Source organism: Nonomuraea sp. NPDC049158, from assembly GCF_040648335.1.
Lineage (GTDB): Bacteria > Actinomycetota > Actinomycetes > Streptosporangiales > Streptosporangiaceae > Nonomuraea.
On record NZ_JBEZDM010000010.1, the window covers coordinates 300,972 to 319,739 of the forward strand.

Here is an 18,768-nt window from a genome sequence, read left to right on the forward strand (position 1 = left end):
GGTCTTGAGGATTGTCCCGGAAGCCCGTGCCGTTTGTCCCAAGACCTGGGGCCCTATGCTGCTAGATATGCACGATCAGGCAGGGGCCGGGGCGCCAGACAACTTCCAGCGTCTGTGGACCCCGCATCGGATGGCCTACATCAAGGGCGAGGGCAAGCCGACCGGGACGGGCGCCGATGACGGGTGTCCGTTCGACGCCATCCCCAAGATGAGCGACGAGGAGGGGCTGATCGTGGCCAGGGGGGAGGTCGTGTACGCGGTGCTCAACCTTTACCCCTACAACTCCGGCCATCTCATGATCGTGCCTTATCGGCACGTACCCGACTATGACCTGCTTGATGGTGCCGAGCTGGTGGAGCTGGCGGAGTTCACGCAGCGGGCGGTGCGCGCGCTGCGTAAGGCGAGTGGAGCCCAGGGGTTCAATGTCGGCATGAACCTCGGTCAGGTGGCGGGAGCGGGCATCGCCGCCCACCTGCACCAGCACATCGTGCCGAGGTGGGGCGGCGACACCAACTTCATGCCGGTCGTCGCGCAGACCAAGGTGTTGCCGCAGCTACTTCGTGACACGCGTGAGCTGCTCGCTGACGCTTGGCACTGACGGCCGCGGCAGCGCGGAGATGCCTGCCGACAGCAGCAGCGGGATGGCCAGGGCCAGAGCCATCGACAGCACGGCGGCGCCGGAGTCGTTGACCAGCATGCCGAGGACGCCGCTCACGAGCGTGCCGATCAGCCCGGCGCGCAGCGCGGGGGAGTAGGTGAAGGCGGCGGGCACCACTCCGGCGGAGGCCTGCTCGGGCCGCAGGATCGCGTAGACGAGGAACGCGGTGGCGGCGATCACGATCGGCATCAGGTTGGGGCTGAGCAGCGTGGCCAGCATGGCGCTGAGCTTGCGCAGGATGACATCGAGCGCCTCGCCGCTGAGCACCTGTCCGACGAAGCGGCCCAGGTGGGTCTGCTTGTCGGGCGGCTGCAGGTAGTTGATGACCGCGAACGTCATCACGATCACCGCCCCCGCCACGCAGAACGCGCCCAGCTTCACGATCGACACCCGCTTGCCCGCTATGAGCAGCGCGGTCACCGCGATGCCCGGGACGAACGCGATCACGCCACCGAAGTCGCTGCCCATGCCCGAGCCGCCGAGCACCATCGCGAACGCCCCCAGCACCGCCACCGCCGCCACACCCACCTTGCCAGGGAAGTGGTGGGCGATGGTGGTGGTCGCCAGCAGCGTGCCGGTGGCCAGCAGCGCGAACGGGATGTTGCCCAGGCCGTAGTAGCGGGCGCCCACCTCGGCGCTGTAGCCCATGATGCTGTTGAGCTGCAGGGTCGTGCCGGTCAGCAGGTCACCGGCGAGCGTGAGCGCGGTGATGCCCGCCACGACCGTGAGCGGGCCGAGCGGGCTGCGCCGCCACGGCCCCGCGCAGGCGAGGAGCGTGATGGCCGCCGTCCAGCCGAGCGCGCCGCCGATCAGGCCCGGCAGGGTGGACCAGGGCAGCAGGTTGACCAGGTAACTGGAGACGGGGAGGGAAGCGAGGGCGACCGCCGCCAGGCGTACCCCGGGCAGGCCCTTGCGGCGGCGCAGCAGCAGGAACGCGATCAGGTAGAACAGGACCTGCAGCACGGCGACGACGGTGAAGTAGATGCCCTTGACCGAGCGGATCGTCTGCGCGGTGGCGTCGGCGCGGCGCAGCCGGTCGATCGTCGCGCTCTGGGCGCTCACCTGGAGCGGCACGCCCACGACCGTGTCGGGCACCGGCACGCCGGCCGTGGTCAGCGCGGTGGCGGTCAGGTCGGGCAGGATCGAGATGTCGTCGCGGTGCGTGGAGGCGGCCCCGAGCAGGTGGCCCTGCGCGCCCGGCTGGCGCAACATCGCGACCCGCAGGTGCGGTACGGAGCCGTGGTCGGACAGGCCGGCCAGGATGACGGTCGCGTCGGCGGGCAGGGCCGACAGCAGCGCGCCCGCCTTCGCGTCGGCCTGCCGCAGCGCGGCCCGGCGCTCGGGGGCACCGAGCTGGTCGGGTACGCGGGGCAGCTTGCCGGTGGACAGGTAGGGGCGGATCAGGTCGTCGACCTCAGCGGCCACCATCCGGCACTGCGTCAGGTCGGCGGCCGTGACCTGGTCGGGGGAGGCGAGGTAGCGCGACACCGCGCCGCTCCGGTCGGCCAGCGCCAGCGCGGCGCCGGGGCCGATCGCGACCGAGCACTGGCCCGCGGCCTTCAGCGCCTCGCCGAGCGTGCCCGCGTTGCGCTGGCCCGCCACGTCGATGAGGTAGCGGTAGTCGGGGATGACGGCGCCCTGGCCGCTCGCCTCCGGCGCCGGCGGCGCGCCGCAGCTGTAGCCGGAGGCCGACCTGGTGCCCGCCGACACGGTGAGCCACCCGTCGTAGGGGCAGGTCAGGCTGCCCACAGTGCGTACGGACAGCGATCCGATCGCACTGGCACCCGCGAGCCGCCACAGATTGGGCGTGTCGTTCGGGGTGATGTCGTTCCAGTGAAGCCCCGGCACACCGATGAGCGCCACCCGCCCACCGCCGGCCTCGGCCTGCCCCGCCTGGGCGACCCCCCCGACGAACAGGAGAACCGCCAACACGACCAGCACGCGCCTCACGGGAATGTCCCCCTACGATCTACGGCTACCGTCCGCAGCATCGTCTCACCTCGCCGTGGGTGGCGAGACCGTTCGACTCCAGGGTCTCAGGCCGGGGCCACCGTCACCGTGGCGGGCTTGCTCTCGTTCTGCAGGCGGTCGAGGGAGGTCACCAGATAGGTGCCCGGCGCGTTGGTGGTGAAGGTGGGTGCGGTGACCACGGCCACCAGATTGCGGGCGTCCACGGCCTGGCAGTCCTGGCCCGACTTCGGGACCTCATAGATCGCGTACGAGCGGGCGCCCTGACTCGCGTTCCATGAGATGACCCCGCCGGCCGCCTTGACCGCGGCGGGCTTGGCCGGGGCCTCGCCGCCGCGGTCCTTGATGAGCGGCAGCAGCGCCGGGCGGCTGTAGTGCTCCTTGGCCAGGCGGTCGATGGCGCCCAGCGGGTTGCTGAGCAGTTGCGCGGCGCTGAAGTAGACGTCGCCGCCGATCTGCCGATAGTCGCGGTTGAGCGTCAGATGGGCCGACAGCTCGCCCGGCTTGGTCCACGCCTTGTCGTCCCGGGTGCCCACCCGGTAGAGGGCCTGGCCGATGTAGAGATCGACGTCGGTGCCCTTGACCTCGTTGGCCCACCAGGGCGCCAGGGCCCGGTAGTCGGCCGCCTTGAAGCCGCGCGACCAGTAGAGCTGCGGCATCACGTAGTCGACCGTGCCCGCTTTGATCCAGTGCCGCGCATCCGCATAAATCGAGTCATAGGCCGACATGCCGGAGGTCTTGGAGCCCGTGGGATCGTCCGACTTGTTGCGCCAGATGCCGAACGGGCTGACGCCGAACTTGACGTACTCTTTAGTCTCATGCACGGCCTCGTCGACCTGGGCGATCAGCTTGTCGACGTTGTCCCGCCGCCAGTCGGCCAGGTTCTCGCCCTTGCCATACTTTGTAAAGGCGGCCGCGTCGTTGAACGTGCCGCCCTCGCCCGGATACGGGTAGAAGTAGTCGTCGAAGTGCACCCCGTCGATGTCATAGCGCCGCGTCACGTCGGTGACGACCTTGGTGACATGCTCGCGGACCGCCGGCAGACCGGGGTTGTAGTAGAGGCGCCCGTCGTACTTGACGGTCCAGCCCGGGTGCTGGCGTGCCGGGTGGTTGGCCGGCAGTTCGGCCACGTCGCCGTCGTAGGAGGCGCGATAGGGGTTGAACCAGGCGTGGAACTCCAGGCCGCGCTTGTGCGCCTCGGCGATGAGGAACGGCAGCGGGTCCCAGCCCGGGTCCTTTCCGGCCGTACCGGTCAGATACTGCGTCCACGGCTCGATCGAGGACTTGTAGAGCGCGTCGGAGGCCGGCCGCACCTGTACGAACACCGCGTTGAAGCGGCGTTTGACCGCCGCGTCCAGGATCTTGAGGTATTCGGCCTGCTGCTTGGCGACGGACAGCCCGGTGCGCGAGGGCCAGTCGATGTTCTTGACCGTGGCGATCCAGATGCCGCGCAGCTGACGCTTGGGGTAGCGGACGTCGGCGGTGCAGGCGGCCCCGTCCCGCGTTGCGGCTGTCTTCTTCGCGGCGGTGGTCGAGGCGGTCACCGCGGGGGTCTGCTTGGCTCCCGGTCCGAAGAGGTAGGCGGCGCCGACGGTGACGGTGGCGAGGGCGGCAGCGGCGATGAGAGGGCGTCCGGTTCGCATGATGTTCCAGTCTGGCATTGGCTCCGACGTGCGCAGGCCGGAAAAAAGAAATCGTTTCGTGATGTTCGAGTGGCCAGAGTAATGGATGTGCCGGGAGGGACGGCGCCCCTCCCGGCCTCGGTCCCGTACGTCAGTCCGTGACGGCGACCTTCTCCGCCACGTGCGTCGGCAGCGGCTCGTAACGCAGGAACGCCCGCTGGAAGGTCCCGGTGCCGTGCGACATGGACCGCAGGTCGATCGCGTAGCGGGTGATCTCCAGCTCGGGCACCTCGGCCTTGACCAGGGTGCGTCCGGTGCCCACCGGCTCGGTGCCGAGCACCCGTCCGCGCCGCGAGGACAGATCCGACATCACCGAGCCCACGTAGTCGTCGGCCACCAGCACCGACAGCTCGTCGACCGGCTCCAGCAGCAGCGTCGGCACCTTCGAGGCGGCCTCCTTGAGCGCCAGCTGCCCGGCGATCTGGAAGGCCATGTCAGAGGAGTCGACCGAGTGGGCCTTGCCGTCGTACAGCGTGACGCGCACGTCCACCATCGGGTAGCCGGCCACGACGCCCCGCTCCATCTGCGCGCGTACGCCCTTCTCGACCGACGGGATGAACTGCCGGGGCACCACACCGCCGACGATCTTGTCCACGAACTCGAACCCGCCGCCGGACGGCAGAGGCTCCACTTCCAGATGGCAGATCGCGAACTGGCCGTGACCGCCCGTCTGCTTGACGTTGCGGCCCATCGCCTGGCACTTGCCGCCGAACGTCTCGCGCAGCGGCACCCGCAGGTCGATGCGCTCGACCTCGACGCCGTGCCGCTTGGACAGCCGGTCGAGCAGCACGTCGGTGTGGGCCTCGCCCATGCACCAGAGCACGAGCTGCCTGGTCTCGGCGTTGTTCTCCAGCCGGAGCGTCGGGTCCTCTGCCACCAGGCGCCCCAGCGCCTGCGACAGCTTGTCCTCGTCGGCCTTGGACTTGGCCTGAATGGCGACCGGGAGCAGCGGCTCGGGCGTCTCCCACGCCGTCATGAGCAGGGGCTTGTCCACCTCCGACAGCGTGTCGCCCGTCTCGGCCCGGGAGAGCTTGGCCACCGCGATGATGTCGCCCGCCACCCCCTTCGGCGCGCCGCGCTGCTGCTTGCCCAGCGGGCAGGTGAGGGTCCCGATGCGCTCGTCCACGTCGTGGTCCTCGTGCCCGCGCTCGGCCAGGCCGTGGCCTGACACGTGCACGGTCATGTCGGGGCGCAGGGAGCCGGAGAAGATGCGTACCAGGCTGATGCGGCCCACGTACGGGTCGCTGGTGGTCTTGACGACCTCGGCGACCAGCGGGCCGTCGGGGTCGCAGGTGATGCCCTTGACGGGCTTGCCGTCGAGGGAGGTGATCTCCGGCATCGGGTGTTCGAGCGGGGAGGGGAAGCCTTGGGTCATGAGTTCGAGCACCTCTTGGGCGCCCACGCCGATGCCGCTGCACAGCACGGGGAAGAAGCTGCCCCGGGCGACGGCCTTCTCGAGGTCCTCGATGAGGACCTTGGTGTCGATCGGCTCGCCCTCCAGGTAACGCTCCATGAGCGACTCGTCTTCGCTCTCCTGGATGATGCCCTCGATCAGGACGCCGCGGTGCTCCTCGATCTGCGACTCGTACTCGGCGCCCGGGTCCTTCTCGGTGCGCGTGCCCGTGGCGTAGTTGTAGAACTTCTGGGACAGCAGGCCGATCAGGCCGTTCACGTGCCCGTTGGTGATCACCGGCAGGTACAGGGGGGCCACGCCGTCGCCGAAGACGTCCTGGCAGGTGGCGAGGACCTCGTCGAAGTCGGCCCGCTGGTGGTCGATCTTGGTGATCACGACGGCTCTGGGCATGCCGACCTGGCTGCACTCCTCCCACAGCATCTGGGTCAGCCCGTCGATGCCCTCCGAGGCCGACACGACGAAGAGGGCGGCGTCGGCCGCGCGCAGTCCGGCGCGCAGATCGCCCACGAAGTCGGCGTAACCGGGGGTGTCCAGAAGATTGATCTTGATGCTGTTGTGCACCAGCGGCGCGAGTGACAGGTTCACCGAGCGCTGCTGCCGTACCTCCACCTCGTCGAAGTCGCTGACCGTGTTGCCGTCCTCCACCCGGCCGGCCCGCTGAACGGTGCCCGTCGCGGCCAGCAACTGCTCCACGAGGGTCGTCTTACCCGCCCCTGAATGGCCGACCAGCACGACATTGCGTATCGCATCCGCCCTGTCGGCCGCTGGTGCCCTGCCCGCGGCTCCCATGGCATGACCAGGGTTCTTCTCTGCCACATTCGCCTCCCGCGTCGTCGGTTGACGTGCCAACGCCGCGCCCGAGCGAGGGGACAGAAACCGCATGGACGCGGTGTGTTCACCAAATACCCCTGTGGCGGATATCACAAGGGGGGTGGGGCAAAGAAAGTCGTCGGCTCGTAAATGGCCTACGATCAGACCGCGATGCTGAAACTCCTGCGCCCGGCCATGACCCGGATACTCACCCCGCTGGGCAGGGCTCTCGCCGCCCGCGGAATCGGGCCGAACGTCGTCACGGCGATCGGCACGATCGGCACCGTCGTCTGCGCCCTGCTCTTCTTCCCCCTGGGTCAGCTGTCCTGGGGCGCCCTGCTGATCACGGTGTTCGTGCTGTTCGACCTGCTCGACGGCCTGGTGGCCCGGCTCGGCGGCAAGGGCGGCAGCACCTGGGGGGCCTTCCTCGACTCCACCCTGGACCGGGTGGCCGACGCGGCCATCTTCTCCGGGCTGATTCTTTACTTCATCTCGAAGGACGACACGCTGATGGCCGCGGTGACGCTGGCCGGCCTGGTCGCCGGGACGCTGGTGTCCTACGCCAAGGCCAGGGCGGAGGGTCTCGGGCTCACCTGTGACGTGGGGCTGGCCGAGCGGCCGGAGCGGCTGGTCGTCGCGCTGGTGGCCACCTTCTTCGCCGGGCTCGGCGTCCCGTACGTCCTGCCCGCGGGGATGTGGCTGCTGGCGTTGGCCAGTGCGGTCACGGTGGTGCAGCGGGTGGTCCACGTCCACTCACAGACGCGGCAGACGAGGGAGCGATGAGCCAGAAGATCTCGGTCACCGATCGGGTCGTCGCCGCGGGGTTCGCGGCCGGCTGGAAGCTCGTCCCGCTGCTGCCCCAGCGCGCGACCGCGGGGGCCTTCCGGCTGCTGGCCGACCGGGTGTGGCGCCGGCGCGGCCCGTCGGTGCGCCGCCTGGAGTCCAACCTGGCCAGGGTGACCGGGCTCGATCCCGGCGGCGCCGAGCTGCGCGAGCTGAGCAGGGCCGGCATGCGTTCCTACTTCCGCTACTTCCACGAGGTGTTCCGGCTGCCGTCGATGCGCCGCGAGGACATCGTCCGCCGCACGCACGTGACCGGCGCCGAGCACATCCACGACACGGTGGCCGCCGGGCGCGGGGTGGTGCTGGCGCTGCCGCACATGGGCAACTGGGACCAGGCCGGCGCGTGGCTGGTGGGCGTGGGCCACCCGTTCGCGACCGTCGCGGAGCGGCTCAAGCCCGAGTCGCTGTTCCGCCGCTACGTCGCCTTCCGCGAGGGGCTGGGCATGGAGGTGCTGCCGCTCACGGGCGGTGACGGCCACAACTTCGGGACCCTGGCCACGCGCGTACGCCGGGGCGGCGTCGTCTGCCTGCCCGCCGAGCGCGACCTGACCAAGAGCGGCATCGAGGTGCGCTTCTTCGGCTCGGCCACCAAGGTGCCCGCGGGCCCGCCGCTGCTGGCCGTCCAGACGGGCGCGGCGCTGCTGCCCGCCACCGTCTACTTCCACGGCGACGACTGGGGGATCGACATCCACGAGGAGATCCCCGTGCCCGAGGAGGGCACCAGGCAGGAGAAGGTCGCCATCGTGGCGCAGCGGCTGACGGACGTCTTCGAGAAGGGCATCGCCGAGCACCCGGAGGACTGGCACATGCTGCAGCGGCTCTGGCTGGAGGACCTGGCGAGATGAAGGTGGGCATCGTCTGTCCCTACTCCTGGGACATGCCCGGCGGGGTCAAACAGCACATCGACGACCTGGCCCAGGCGCTCATCGCGCAGGAGCACGAGGTCTCGGTCATCGCGCCGGCCGCCGACGACGAGGAGCTGCCGCCGTACGTGACGGGCGCGGGCCGGGCCATCCCGGTGCCCTACAACGGGTCGGTGGCCAGGATGTCGTTCGGCTTCCTCTCGGCGGCCCGGGTACGGCGCTGGGTGCGCGACGGCCACTTCGACGTGCTGCACATCCACGAGCCGCTGGTGCCGAGTCTGGGCGTGCTGGCCTGCTGGGCCGCCAAGGGGCCGATCGTGGCCACCTTCCACGCCTCCTGGACGCGCTCGCGGGCCATCGCGGTGGCCGAGCCGCTGCTGCGCAGCGCGCTGGAGAAGCTCAGCGGGCGCATCGCGGTCTCCGACGCGGCCCGCAAGAGCCTGGTCGAGCAGTTCGGCGGCGACACCGTGCTGATCCCCAACGGTGTGACCGTCAGCCGCTACGCCCACGCCGAACCGCTCGACGGCTGGGGGCCCGACGGCGCCACGCTCGGCTTCCTCGGCCGGATGGACGAGGAGCGCAAGGGCCTGCCCATCCTGCTGGACGCCTTCAAGCCGCTGGCCGCCGAACGTCCGGAGCTCAAGCTGCTCATCGCCGGGCCGGGCGACGCCAAGGACGTCTACGACCGGGTGCCCAAGGAGCTGCACGACCGGGTCACCGTGCTCGGCATGGTCAGCGAGGCCGACAAGATCCGCGCCTATCACTCGGTCGATGTGTTCTGCGCGCCCAACACCCGGGGCGAGAGCTTCGGCATCGTGCTGGCCGAGGCCATGGCCTCCGGCGCGACCGTGCTGGCCAGCGACATCCCCGCCTTCCGCAAGGTGCTGGGCGAGGGCCAGGCGGGCGCGCTGTTCGCCAACGGCGACCCGGCCTCGCTGGCCCGCGAGGCGGCGGCGCTGCTCGACGCCCCTGACCGCCGCGCGAAGCTGGCCGAGGAGGCGCTGGTCGCGGTCGGCAAATACGACTGGTCGACGGTCGCCCGTGACGTGGTCCGGGTCTATGAGACGGTGACGGCCAGCGGCGCGGGCGGCGTGGAGGAAGACCTGTGACCTCGGCGAGCGGCGAGGGCGGCGTGACCGGCGTGGAGGAAGAGCTGTGACCTCGACCATGATCGTGCTGATCGCGGGCCTCGTCGTGGTGCTCACGGCCGTCTACATCTCCTGGCGGGCGGGCCGCCTCGACCGGCTGCACATCCGGCTTGAGCTGGCCCGCGAGGCGCTCGACGCCGCGCTCATGCGGCGCCGGGCCGTGGTGCTGGAGCTGGCCGGCTCCCGGCTGCTCGATCCGGCGACCTCGCTGGTGCTGGCCGCGGCGGCGCACGAGGCCAGGATGGCCGGGCCGGACGATCGCGAGCACGCCGAGAGCGACCTGTCGGGCGCGCTGCGCGCCGTGGTCGACCAGGAGCGCTTCACCGAGAAACTGTCGGAGTCGCCCGGCGGACAGGCGCTGCTCGAAGAGCTCGGCGCGGCCGTGGCCAAGGTCGTCTATTCGCGCCGCTTCTACAACAGCGCCGTGGGTGTCACCCGTACGGCCCAGCGGCGCTGGCTCGCCAGAGTTCTTCGCTTGGCCGGACATACCGAATACCCCCAATTCTTCGAAATAGATGACAATCCGCCGGGGACTATGGCAACTGAATGACCCGATTTGGAGAGCGCCGGTAGGCTTCTTCCGTTTCTTGGCCCATGCGGAGGAGTACACAGGTGCGGCTACCTCGGATGATTACCGTGACGCTGGCCGGAGCGGCGGTTCTGCTGCCGGTCGCGGCCTGCTCGTCGAACGAGCCCGCCGCGGGCAAGGCGCCGCAGGCGACCACGGCGTCCCCGACCGAGGAGCCCGCGGCCGAGCCCGGCAAGACCCACCCCTTCACCGGACTGCCCATGGAGGGCGCCGCCAAGCCGGTGCTCGCCGTGAAGATCGAGAACACCGCCGCCGGCAAGCCCCAGCTCGGGCTCAAGAGCGCGGACATCGTCTACATCGAGCAGGTCGAGGCCGGTCTGACCCGTCTGATGGCGGTCTTCTCCTCCAAGCTGCCGGCCAAGGTGGGGCCCGTACGCAGTGCCCGCATCTCCGACCTGCACATCGTGCCGCAGTTCGGCAAGCCCGCCTTCGCCTACTCGGGCGTGCAGTCGCTGATGCTGCCGTTCATGGCCAAGGCGTCCCTGTACGACGTCGGCGACACCCGCAACCCCGGCGCCTTCTTCCGCCAGCCGGGCCGCTTCGCCCCCTACAACCTGTTCGCCACCACCAAGAAGCTGCTGTCGCGGGCGCCGGGCGCCGACAAGGCCAAGGACATCGGCTTCACCTTCGGCGACGCCCCTGCTGACGGCGGCGTGGACAAGAAGTCCTACAGCGTCAAGTGGCCCGGCGCCCGCTTCACCTTCGGCTGGTCCGAGACGGACAAGAAGTGGCTGATCTGGCAGGACGGCAAGAAGGACATGGCGGCGGAGGGCGGCCAGCTCGGCGCGCCCACGATCGTCGTCCAGTACACCAAGACCGAACGCTCCCAGTTCCACGACAAGAACCAGAGCTACACGCCGCTGGTGCACAGCGTCGGCAGGGGCTCGGCGGTGGTGCTGCGCGACGGCAAGGCGTACAAGGCCAAGTGGGAGCGGAAGTCGGAGGAGAGTGGCACGACGTTCACCACGGAGAGTGGCGAGCCGATGAACTTCGCGCCCGGCCAGGTCTGGGTCGCGCTCGCCAGCCGCAAGCCCGTCATCCCCTGAAATGCGCACCTAGATGTACAAGAGGGCTGATAAATCCTGACATGGTGGCGTGTCAGGAGAGAGGCCCTCAGGACCTACCATGGGTTTGATAACTTACCGTTCGCTTTTGTGAGGAAGACCGTCGTGTCCAGCACGCCCGAAAACACCCCCGTCACCGGCACCGCGCGCGTCAAGCGTGGCATGGCCGAGATGCTCAAGGGCGGCGTCATCATGGACGTCGTCACCCCCGAGCAGGCGAAGATCGCCGAAGACGCCGGCGCCGTCGCCGTGATGGCCCTGGAGCGCGTGCCCGCCGACATCCGCGCGCAGGGCGGCGTCTCCCGGATGAGCGATCCCGACATGATCGACGGCATCATCGCCGCGGTGTCGATCCCGGTCATGGCCAAGGCCCGCATCGGCCACTTCACCGAGGCCCGCGTGCTGCAGGCCCTGGGCGTCGACTACGTCGACGAGTCCGAGGTGCTGACCCCGGCCGACTACGCCAACCACATCGACAAGTGGCAGTTCACCGTGCCCTTCGTGTGCGGGGCGACGAACCTGGGCGAGGCCCTGCGCCGCATCACCGAGGGCGCGGCCATGATCCGTTCCAAGGGTGAGGCCGGCACCGGCGACGTCTCCAACGCGGTCACCCACATGCGGACGATCCGTGGCGAGCTCAAGCGGCTCAGCTCGCTGCCCGAGGACGAGCTCTACGTCGCGGCCAAGGAGCTGCAGGCGCCGTACGAGCTGGTCGCCGAGGTGGCCCGCGCCGGCAAGCTGCCCGTCGTGCTGTTCACCGCGGGCGGCATCGCCACCCCGGCCGACGCGGCGATGATGATGCAGCTCGGCGCCGAGGGCGTGTTCGTCGGCTCCGGCATCTTCAAGTCGGGCGACCCGGCCAAGCGCGCCGCCGCCATCGTCAAGGCCACCACGTTCTACGACGACCCCGACGTCATCGCCAAGGTCTCGCGCGGGCTGGGCGAGGCGATGGTCGGCATCAACGTCGACGACATCCCCCAGCCGCACCGCCTCGCCGAGCGCGGTTGGTGACACCGGCCGCTGGGCGGCGTGTCGCCGCAGGTCACGCGCGACTCGGGATGAAATGATCTAGTACGCCGGGCACACCGCCACGACGACGGAAATTTCCGAATAGGGCGATATCCGTGAAGGATGTCGCCTTTTTCGTGTTAGGTGGTGTTCACCCGGGCGTCACGATTCTGAGTCAGGCTACGGGACGCCCCCTCCCCGTTGATCGTCCCAGGAGCGCCCCAGTGTCCAAGCTCAACCGCCGGCACTTCCTCGTGGCCGGGTTAACCGCGGGTGCCGCCGCGGCTCTCCCGGCCACCGCCGCCCACGCCGACCCCACCCCGGACCCCGCCGCCGAGACCGCCCAGAGCCTGGCCTCGCGGGGCCTGACGACCGACCCGTTCACGCTCGGCGTCGCGAGCGGCGACCCCGACCACGAGGGCTTCGTGCTGTGGACCCGGCTGGCCCAGCAGCCGCTGGCCGAGGACGGTTTCGGCGGTATGCCGCAGCGGCCGTTCCCCGTGCTGTGGCAGATCTACTCCGACGAGCGCTGCCGCCGCGTGGTCCGCAGCGGCGTGACCGTGGCCGCCCCCGAATGGGGCCACGGCGTGCACGTCGAGGTCGACAGTCTCGGCTCCGACCGTGAGTACTGGTACCGCTTCCGCGTCGGCCCGTACGTCTCGCCCGTCGGCCGGGCCAGGACCGCCCCGCACCCGCTGTCGTACGGCGGCGCCCTGTCGATGGCCTTCGTCTCCTGCGCCCAGTACGAGCACGGCTACTTCACCTCCTACCGGAGGCTGGCCGAGGAGCACCCGGACCTCATCCTGCACCTGGGCGACTACCAGTACGAATACACCAAGAACACCTACAACATCCCCGGCGGCAACGTACGAAACCACGAGGGCCCCGAGACCGTCACACTGGCCAACTACCGCCAGCGCCACGCCCAGTACAAGGCCGACCCCGATCTGCAGGCCGCCCACGCCGCCGCCCCCTGGCTCGTCGTCTTCGACGACCACGAGGTGGACAACAACTGGGCCGACGAGGTCCCGGAGCACGCCGAGGACCAGCCGACCTTCCTGCAGCGCCGCGAGGCCGCCTTCCGGGCCTACTACGAGAACATGCCGCTGCGCCGCACCTCCATCCCGCGCGGCATCGACATGCAGCTCTACCGGCGCGTGCGCTGGGGCCGGATGGCCAGCTTCCACATGCTCGACACCCGCCAGTACCGCGACGACCAGGGCTGCGGCGACGGCTACAAGGACTGCCCGGCCGCGGTGGACCCGGCGAGGTCGATCACCGGCGCGGCGCAGGAGGAGTGGCTGGTCGACGGCTTCCACAAGTCGCGGGCGCAGTGGGACATCATCGGCCAGCAGGTGTTCTTCGCCCAGCGCGACAACAACGCCGGCCCGGCCAAGGTGACGAGCATGGACGCCTGGGACGGGTACGTCGCCTCGCGCCAGCGGATCACGCAGGGCTGGGTGGACGCCAAGATCCGCAATCCCGTCGTGCTGACCGGTGACGTGCACGCGCACTGGGCCAGCGACCTGAAGCTGAACTACGACGACCCGACCGGCCCGAGCGTGGGCTCCGAACTGGTGGCCAGCTCGATCTCCACCGGCGGCGACGGCGCGGACTCCGATCCGGCCACGCATCCGTTCCTGGCCATCAACCCGCACCTGAAGTTCTACAACAACCAGCGCGGCTACGTGCTGACGAAGATCGAGCGCGACGCGCTCACCGCGGACTTCAAGGTGGTGCCCCACCTGCGGGAGCCCGGCGCGGAGGCGTACACGAGGGCGACGTTCGTGGTCGAGGACCGCGTCCCGGGCGTGCAGCAGACGTACCTGCGGCCGCTCGACCCGTCCGTGCTCGCGCGGCGCGTCACGGTGGACGAGACCGTCCGCCTGGAGACCGAACGCCCGTAATTTCCGGTAAGGCGGCGTCCGAGAGGGCGCCGCCTTCTCCATGCCTGGAATATTAGCCAGGCTAAGTTAGTTAGGCTAAGTATCATGAGGGACGATCCCACCGAGCTGGCCGAACAGCTCTCCGCGGTGCTCCGCCACCTGGTGCTGCTGCTCAGGCGCACGGTGGCGGGCCAGCCGGTCACCAGCCAGCAGTACGCCGTCCTCGGCTCCCTGGAGTCCGGCCCGCGCCGGATGACGGAGCTGGCCGAGGAGCACGCCGTACAACTGCCCACCATGTCCGTGCAGATCAACCGCCTGGAAGAGGCGGGGCTGGTGGCCAGAGGGTCCGACCCGGCCGACGCCCGCGTCAGGGCGGTCGAGCTCACCGACGAGGGCCGCGTCCGGCTGCGGGCCGTACGCCTGGCCAGGATCGCCCACCTCAGCCGAGAACTGGCGGCGCTCAGCGATGACGAGCGAGCCGCCCTGGCGGTCGCCTTGCCCACCCTGGCGAAGCTCGGCCGCACATGAGAGGAGCACTATGCAGTCCGGTGGCGGAATCCTTCGCCAGCCGATGTCCGTCTGGGCCACCGCCTTCGCCGCGGTGGTCGCCTTCATGGGCATCGGTCTCGTCGACCCCATCCTGCCGTCCATCGCCCAAGGTCTGAAGGCCACGCCCAGCCAGGTGTCACTGCTGTTCACCAGCTACTTCCTGGTGACCGCCGTCGCCATGCTGCTGACCGGCTGGGTCTCCAGCCGCATCGGCGGCAAGCGCACCCTGCTGGCCGGGCTCGCGCTGGTCATCGTCTTCGCCGCGCTCGCGGGCACCTCCACCAGCGTCGCCGAGCTCGTCGGCTTCCGCGCGGGCTGGGGCCTGGGCAACGCGCTGTTCGTGGCCACCGCGCTCGCCGTCATCGTCGGCGCGGCCAGCGGCGGCGGCGCCGCGGCCATCATCCTGTACGAGGCCGCGCTCGGCCTGGGCATCTCCGCCGGCCCGCTGGCCGGCGCGCTGCTCGGCGACTGGAACTGGCGAGCCCCCTTCTTCGGCACCGCCACGCTGATGGCCGCCGGGTTCGTGCTGATCGCCACGCTGCTGGAGAAGACGCCCAAGCCGGCCGTCAGGACCAAGCTGAGCGCGCCCCTGCGGGCCCTGGCCCATGGAGGCCTGTCCACCACGGCCTTCACCGCGCTGTTCTACAACTTCGCCTTCTTCACGATCCTCGCCTTCACCCCGTTCATCCTGCACATGACCGCCTACGGCATCGGCGCGGTGTTCTTCGGCTGGGGCGTGTGCGTGGCGCTCGCCTCGGTGTTCGGCGCGCCGCCGCTGCAGCGCCGGATCGGCTCGGTGAACGTCCTGCACCTGGCGCTGGCCCTGCTGGCCGTCCTCCAGATCGGCATCGCCGTGTCGGGACACGCCGGGATCATCGTCTGCACGATCCTGTCCGGCATCCCGATCGGCCTGAACAACACCGTCTTCACCGAGTCCGCCATGGAGGTCTCCGACGCGCCCAGGCCCGTCGCCTCCGCCGGCTACAACTTCGTCCGCTGGATGGGCGGCGCGCTGGCCCCCTTCATCGCCACCAAGCTGGGCGAGGAGCTCGGCGCCCCGGTCCCGTACGCGCTCGGCGCCCTGTGCTGCCTGATCGGCATGGCCATCCTGTACGCCCGGCGCCACCACCTGAGCGCCCTGTCCCGCGTGGACGTCGTGGCCCAGGAGGCCGCCGCGGTAGCGTGATCGCCGCCCCCTAGGAAGATCCCAGGCCGTCCTGGTGTTGAATTGTCCGAAACCCGTAAGCCGGACGGAAGGATCACCGTGCCCACGATCGGTGTACTCGCTCTCCAAGGAAGCGTGCGCGAGCATGTGCGCATGCTCCAGGAGGCCGGCGCGTCGGCCATCGCCGTACGCCGGCCCGCCGAGCTGGACACGGTCGACGGCCTGATCATCCCCGGCGGCGAGTCGACCACGATGTGGAAGCTCGCCGACACCTTCGACCTGCTCGAACCCCTGCGGATGCGGATCAAGGACGGCATGCCCGCGTACGGCTCCTGCGCCGGCATGATCATGCTGGCCGACCGGATCGAGGACGGCGCCGAGGGACAGCAGACCATCGGCGGCATCGACATGGTCGTCAGGCGCAACGCCTTCGGCCGCCAGATCGACTCCTTCGAGTCCGATCTGGACTTCGCCGGCGAGCGGGTGCACGCCATCTTCATCCGCGCCCCATGGGTCGAATCGGTCGGCACGGACGTCGAAGTGCTGGGCATCGCCGAGCCTGGGGATAGGATCGTCGCGGTCCGCCAAGGACCGCTGCTCGCGACCTCGTTCCACCCTGAGCTGACGGGTGACACGCGCGTGCACCGATACTTCGTAGACATGCTGAGGGAGCTCTAGGTAATGTCCGGCCACTCCAAATGGGCGACGACGAAGCACAAGAAGGCCGCGCTCGACGCCAAGCGCGGCAAGCTGTTCGCGAAGCTCATCAAGAACATCGAGGTGGCGGCCCGGACCGGCGGCCCCGATCCGGACGCCAACCCGACGCTCTTCGACGCCATCTTCAAGGCCAAGAAGAACTCGGTGCCCAACGACAACATCGAGCGGGCCCGTAAGCGCGGCGGCGGCCTGGAGGCGGGCGGCGCCGACTGGCAGACCATCATGTACGAGGGCTACGCGCCCGGCGGCGTCGCGGTGCTCATCGAGTGCCTCACCGACAACCGCAACCGCGCGGCCTCCGAGGTGCGCGTCGCGCTCACCCGCAACGGCGGCTCGCTGGCCGACCCCAACTCGGTGTCCTACATGTTCCACCGCAAGGGCGTCGTGCTCGTGCCCAAGCAGGGGCTCGACGAGGACGACGTGCTGACGGCCGTGCTGGAGGCGGGCGCCGAGGAGGTCAACGACCTGGGCGACTCCTTCGAGGTCGTCTCCGAGGCCGGCGACCTGGTGCCGGTGCGCAAGGCGCTCCAGGAGGCGGGCATCGACTACGACTCCGCCGAGTCGAGCTTCCTGCCCACGATGAGCGTGCCGCTCGACGAGGACGGCGCCAAGAAGGTGTTCCGCCTCATCGACGCGCTCGAGGACAGCGACGACGTGCAGAACGTCTTCGCCAACTTCGACGTCTCCGACGAGATCATGGAGAAGCTGGAAGCGTGATGGCGCACGTCTGAACGGAGTCCGCTGTAGGGTCGGGCGTCGTGACCTCCCCCCGTACCTCTACCGACACCTCGCCCGCCTTCGCGTCTCCGGCTCTCGGCTGGCTGCTCCTGCTGCCGGCCCTGCTGGGCACGTTGATCACCTTGCTCCTGCCCACCGTCCAGACGATCCTGCTCAGTCTCCAGTCGGCCGGGCTCAGCGGCCCGAGCGTCTTCGTGGGACTCGCCAACTACGGCCAGGTGCTGGGCCAAGGGGCGTTCTGGAAGGCACTGGTCTTCACGCTGTCCATAACGGTCATCCCGCTGCTGGTGGCCGTGGTGGTGGGACCGCTGCTCGCGCTGGCGCTCGACTGGTCGGGCGCCTGGCCGAGGCGGGCCGGGCGGATCGTGCTGTCCCTCGCCCTGGTGGTGTTCTCCCCGGTGGCCGTGGCGCTCTCCTGGATGCGCGGGCTGATGCCCGACGCGTCCGGCCTGGCCACGATGACCGAGGGCCTGCGCGATCCCGCCACGGCTCCGGGAACGCTCCAGCTCATCATGGCCGCCGCCACGTTCGGCGTGGTCTGCGCGCTGGCGACGATGGCCTTCCTGCCGGCGCTGCGCGGCGGCACCGTCTCACCGGCCATGCTGGCCATGGGCGGGCTCGTCGCCCTGGCGATGGTCGCCGCCGGGCTGCAGACGTTCGCGTTCGGGCTGACCATGACGCACGGCGGGCCCAACGGGTCCACGCAGACGCTGGGCCTCGTCCAGTACACCTACGCGTTCATGGTGGGCAGGGTCGGGCTGGGCGCCACGGTGGCGACCATCATGGGACTGCTCCTGGGCGTCCTGGGGATCGGCGCGGTCTGCGTGGCGGCGGCGAGCGGCATGCGCGTCACGGTCGAGCCCCGCGAGGCGACCCCCGATCAGGCCGTCGCACGCTCCGGCTCCGGGGCCAAGGTGATCGTCGGTGTGGTGGCGCTGGTGGTCGTCGCCGCCGTCGGGCTCGCCTTGACCTGGCCGTGGCTGTCGGCGCTGCTGGCGCCCGCCCAGCCGGGATCCGCGGCCCCGTCCGGGCTGGGCACCGTCGTCAACACCTGGGCGCCCGCCCTGATCGGCGCGCTGGTGTCGGTGGGCGTCGCCTACCTCGGTGCGCTCGGCATCGGCGGGCTGCGGCCGCTGGGCCGAGGGAGCGAGTGGCTGCTGCTGGTGTTCGCCCCCTGGCTGTTCGTCGGGATGGGCCCGCTGAGCCTGGCCGACTGGCGCACCATCCGCGGCATGAGCCTGATCGACTCCTTCATCGCCCTCGTCCAGCCGGTGCTGGTCAGCGTGCCCGCCCTGCTGATCCTGACGCTGCTGTGCAAGGGGCTGGCCGCGCGTGGCGGCAAGGACTTCCTGAGCGGCGTGGTCCTGCCCTCACTCCCCATGGCCGGCATCCTCGTCCTGGCCATCACGCTCGTGAACGGCCAGGACCTCCTGTGGCCCCTGCTGGTCGCCCAGGACCCCGGCCTGGCCACCGCGCCGGTCCAGCTGCTCACCCGCTCGAGCGGCTACAGCGCGGCCGCGCCCGACGTCGGCCTGGCCACGCCGCTGGCCGTGGTCGCCGTCGCCCTGATCGCGATCGTCGCCGCGCAGCTGCTCTACCTCGACCGGCTCGCCATCACCGTGGGCCGTTCGCGGGCGGAGGTCTCACCTGCGTAAATTGTGGGACC

16 protein-coding genes are annotated in these 18,768 nt (G+C 70.1%); 13 read left to right on the forward strand and 3 right to left on the reverse strand.

All coding sequences use genetic code 11. The features are described 5' to 3' along the window. The first annotated feature begins 67 nt into the window (after positions 1–67). On the forward strand, positions 68–598 hold the full coding sequence (locus tag AB0B61_RS23820; protein WP_358435507.1) for an HIT domain-containing protein: 531 nt from the start codon (positions 68–70) through the stop codon (positions 596–598). Here AB0B61_RS23820 and AB0B61_RS23825 read toward each other — a convergent pair. The 3 genes from AB0B61_RS23825 to AB0B61_RS23835 all read right to left on the reverse strand — a co-directional run bounded on the left by AB0B61_RS23825 (position 554) and on the right by AB0B61_RS23835 (position 6,538). After that, positions 554–2,608 (reverse strand): hypothetical protein, encoded by a 2,055-nt coding sequence (locus AB0B61_RS23825; protein WP_358435510.1) that lies wholly within the window; start codon positions 2,606–2,608, stop codon positions 554–556. The two genes, AB0B61_RS23820 and AB0B61_RS23825, sit on opposite strands and share 45 nt — an antisense overlap. 86 nt (positions 2,609–2,694) lie before the next feature. Continuing rightward, on the reverse strand, positions 2,695–4,269 hold the full coding sequence (locus tag AB0B61_RS23830) for a family 10 glycosylhydrolase (RefSeq protein WP_358435512.1): 1,575 nt from the start codon (positions 4,267–4,269) through the stop codon (positions 2,695–2,697). Between the two features lie 130 nt (positions 4,270–4,399). Then, complete coding sequence (locus tag AB0B61_RS23835; protein WP_358435515.1) at positions 4,400–6,538, reverse strand: elongation factor G-like protein EF-G2; 2,139 nt, start codon at positions 6,536–6,538, stop codon at positions 4,400–4,402. Between the two features lie 165 nt (positions 6,539–6,703). On the opposite strand from AB0B61_RS23835, the gene pgsA reads away from it, so the two are divergent. From pgsA to AB0B61_RS23895, 12 genes are all read left to right on the forward strand, one after another. After that, positions 6,704–7,315 carry a phosphatidylinositol phosphate synthase gene (gene pgsA / locus AB0B61_RS23840; protein WP_358435518.1) on the forward strand — a complete coding sequence of 204 codons (612 nt, stop codon included), beginning with the start codon at positions 6,704–6,706 and terminating at the stop codon, positions 7,313–7,315. After that, positions 7,312–8,220, forward strand: coding sequence for a phosphatidylinositol mannoside acyltransferase (locus AB0B61_RS23845; protein WP_358435520.1), 909 nt, complete (start codon positions 7,312–7,314; stop codon positions 8,218–8,220). Before pgsA ends, AB0B61_RS23845 begins: the two co-directional genes overlap by 4 nt. Then, complete coding sequence (locus AB0B61_RS23850) at positions 8,217–9,347, forward strand: glycosyltransferase family 4 protein (RefSeq protein ID WP_358435523.1); 1,131 nt, start codon at positions 8,217–8,219, stop codon at positions 9,345–9,347. Before AB0B61_RS23845 ends, AB0B61_RS23850 begins: the two co-directional genes overlap by 4 nt. Before the next feature lie 46 nt (positions 9,348–9,393). Beyond that, positions 9,394–9,936, forward strand: coding sequence for a hypothetical protein (locus tag AB0B61_RS23855; RefSeq protein ID WP_358435526.1), 543 nt, complete (start codon positions 9,394–9,396; stop codon positions 9,934–9,936). 77 nt (positions 9,937–10,013) lie between these two features. Continuing rightward, positions 10,014–11,021: a DUF3048 domain-containing protein gene (locus AB0B61_RS23860; protein ID WP_358435529.1), complete on the forward strand. Its 1,008-nt coding sequence runs from the start codon at positions 10,014–10,016 to the stop codon at positions 11,019–11,021. A 108-nt stretch (positions 11,022–11,129) separates the two neighbouring features. Next, positions 11,130–12,050, forward strand: a complete 921-nt coding sequence (gene pdxS, locus AB0B61_RS23865) for a pyridoxal 5'-phosphate synthase lyase subunit PdxS (protein WP_358435532.1) — start codon at positions 11,130–11,132, stop codon at positions 12,048–12,050. 221 nt (positions 12,051–12,271) lie between these two features. Continuing rightward, entirely contained in the window at positions 12,272–13,954 is a 1,683-nt protein-coding gene (locus AB0B61_RS23870) for an alkaline phosphatase D family protein (RefSeq protein WP_358435535.1), read from the forward strand. Positions 13,955–14,038: 84 nt separating this feature from the next. Further along, complete coding sequence (locus tag AB0B61_RS23875; protein WP_358435538.1) at positions 14,039–14,461, forward strand: MarR family transcriptional regulator; 423 nt, start codon at positions 14,039–14,041, stop codon at positions 14,459–14,461. 43 nt (positions 14,462–14,504) lie between these two features. After that, positions 14,505–15,668, forward strand: a complete 1,164-nt coding sequence (locus AB0B61_RS23880; protein WP_358435541.1) for an MFS transporter — start codon at positions 14,505–14,507, stop codon at positions 15,666–15,668. 78 nt (positions 15,669–15,746) lie between these two features. Further along, positions 15,747–16,325, forward strand: a complete 579-nt coding sequence (gene pdxT / locus AB0B61_RS23885) for a pyridoxal 5'-phosphate synthase glutaminase subunit PdxT (RefSeq protein WP_358435543.1) — start codon at positions 15,747–15,749, stop codon at positions 16,323–16,325. A gap of 3 nt (positions 16,326–16,328) precedes the next feature. After that, the gene (locus AB0B61_RS23890; RefSeq protein ID WP_357654744.1) at positions 16,329–17,081 is read left to right on the forward strand and encodes a YebC/PmpR family DNA-binding transcriptional regulator; all 753 of its coding nucleotides are present in this window, start codon (positions 16,329–16,331) and stop codon (positions 17,079–17,081) included. Between the two features lie 41 nt (positions 17,082–17,122). After that, on the forward strand, positions 17,123–18,757 hold the full coding sequence (locus tag AB0B61_RS23895) for a hypothetical protein (protein WP_358435545.1): 1,635 nt from the start codon (positions 17,123–17,125) through the stop codon (positions 18,755–18,757). Positions 18,758–18,768 lie beyond the last annotated feature (11 nt).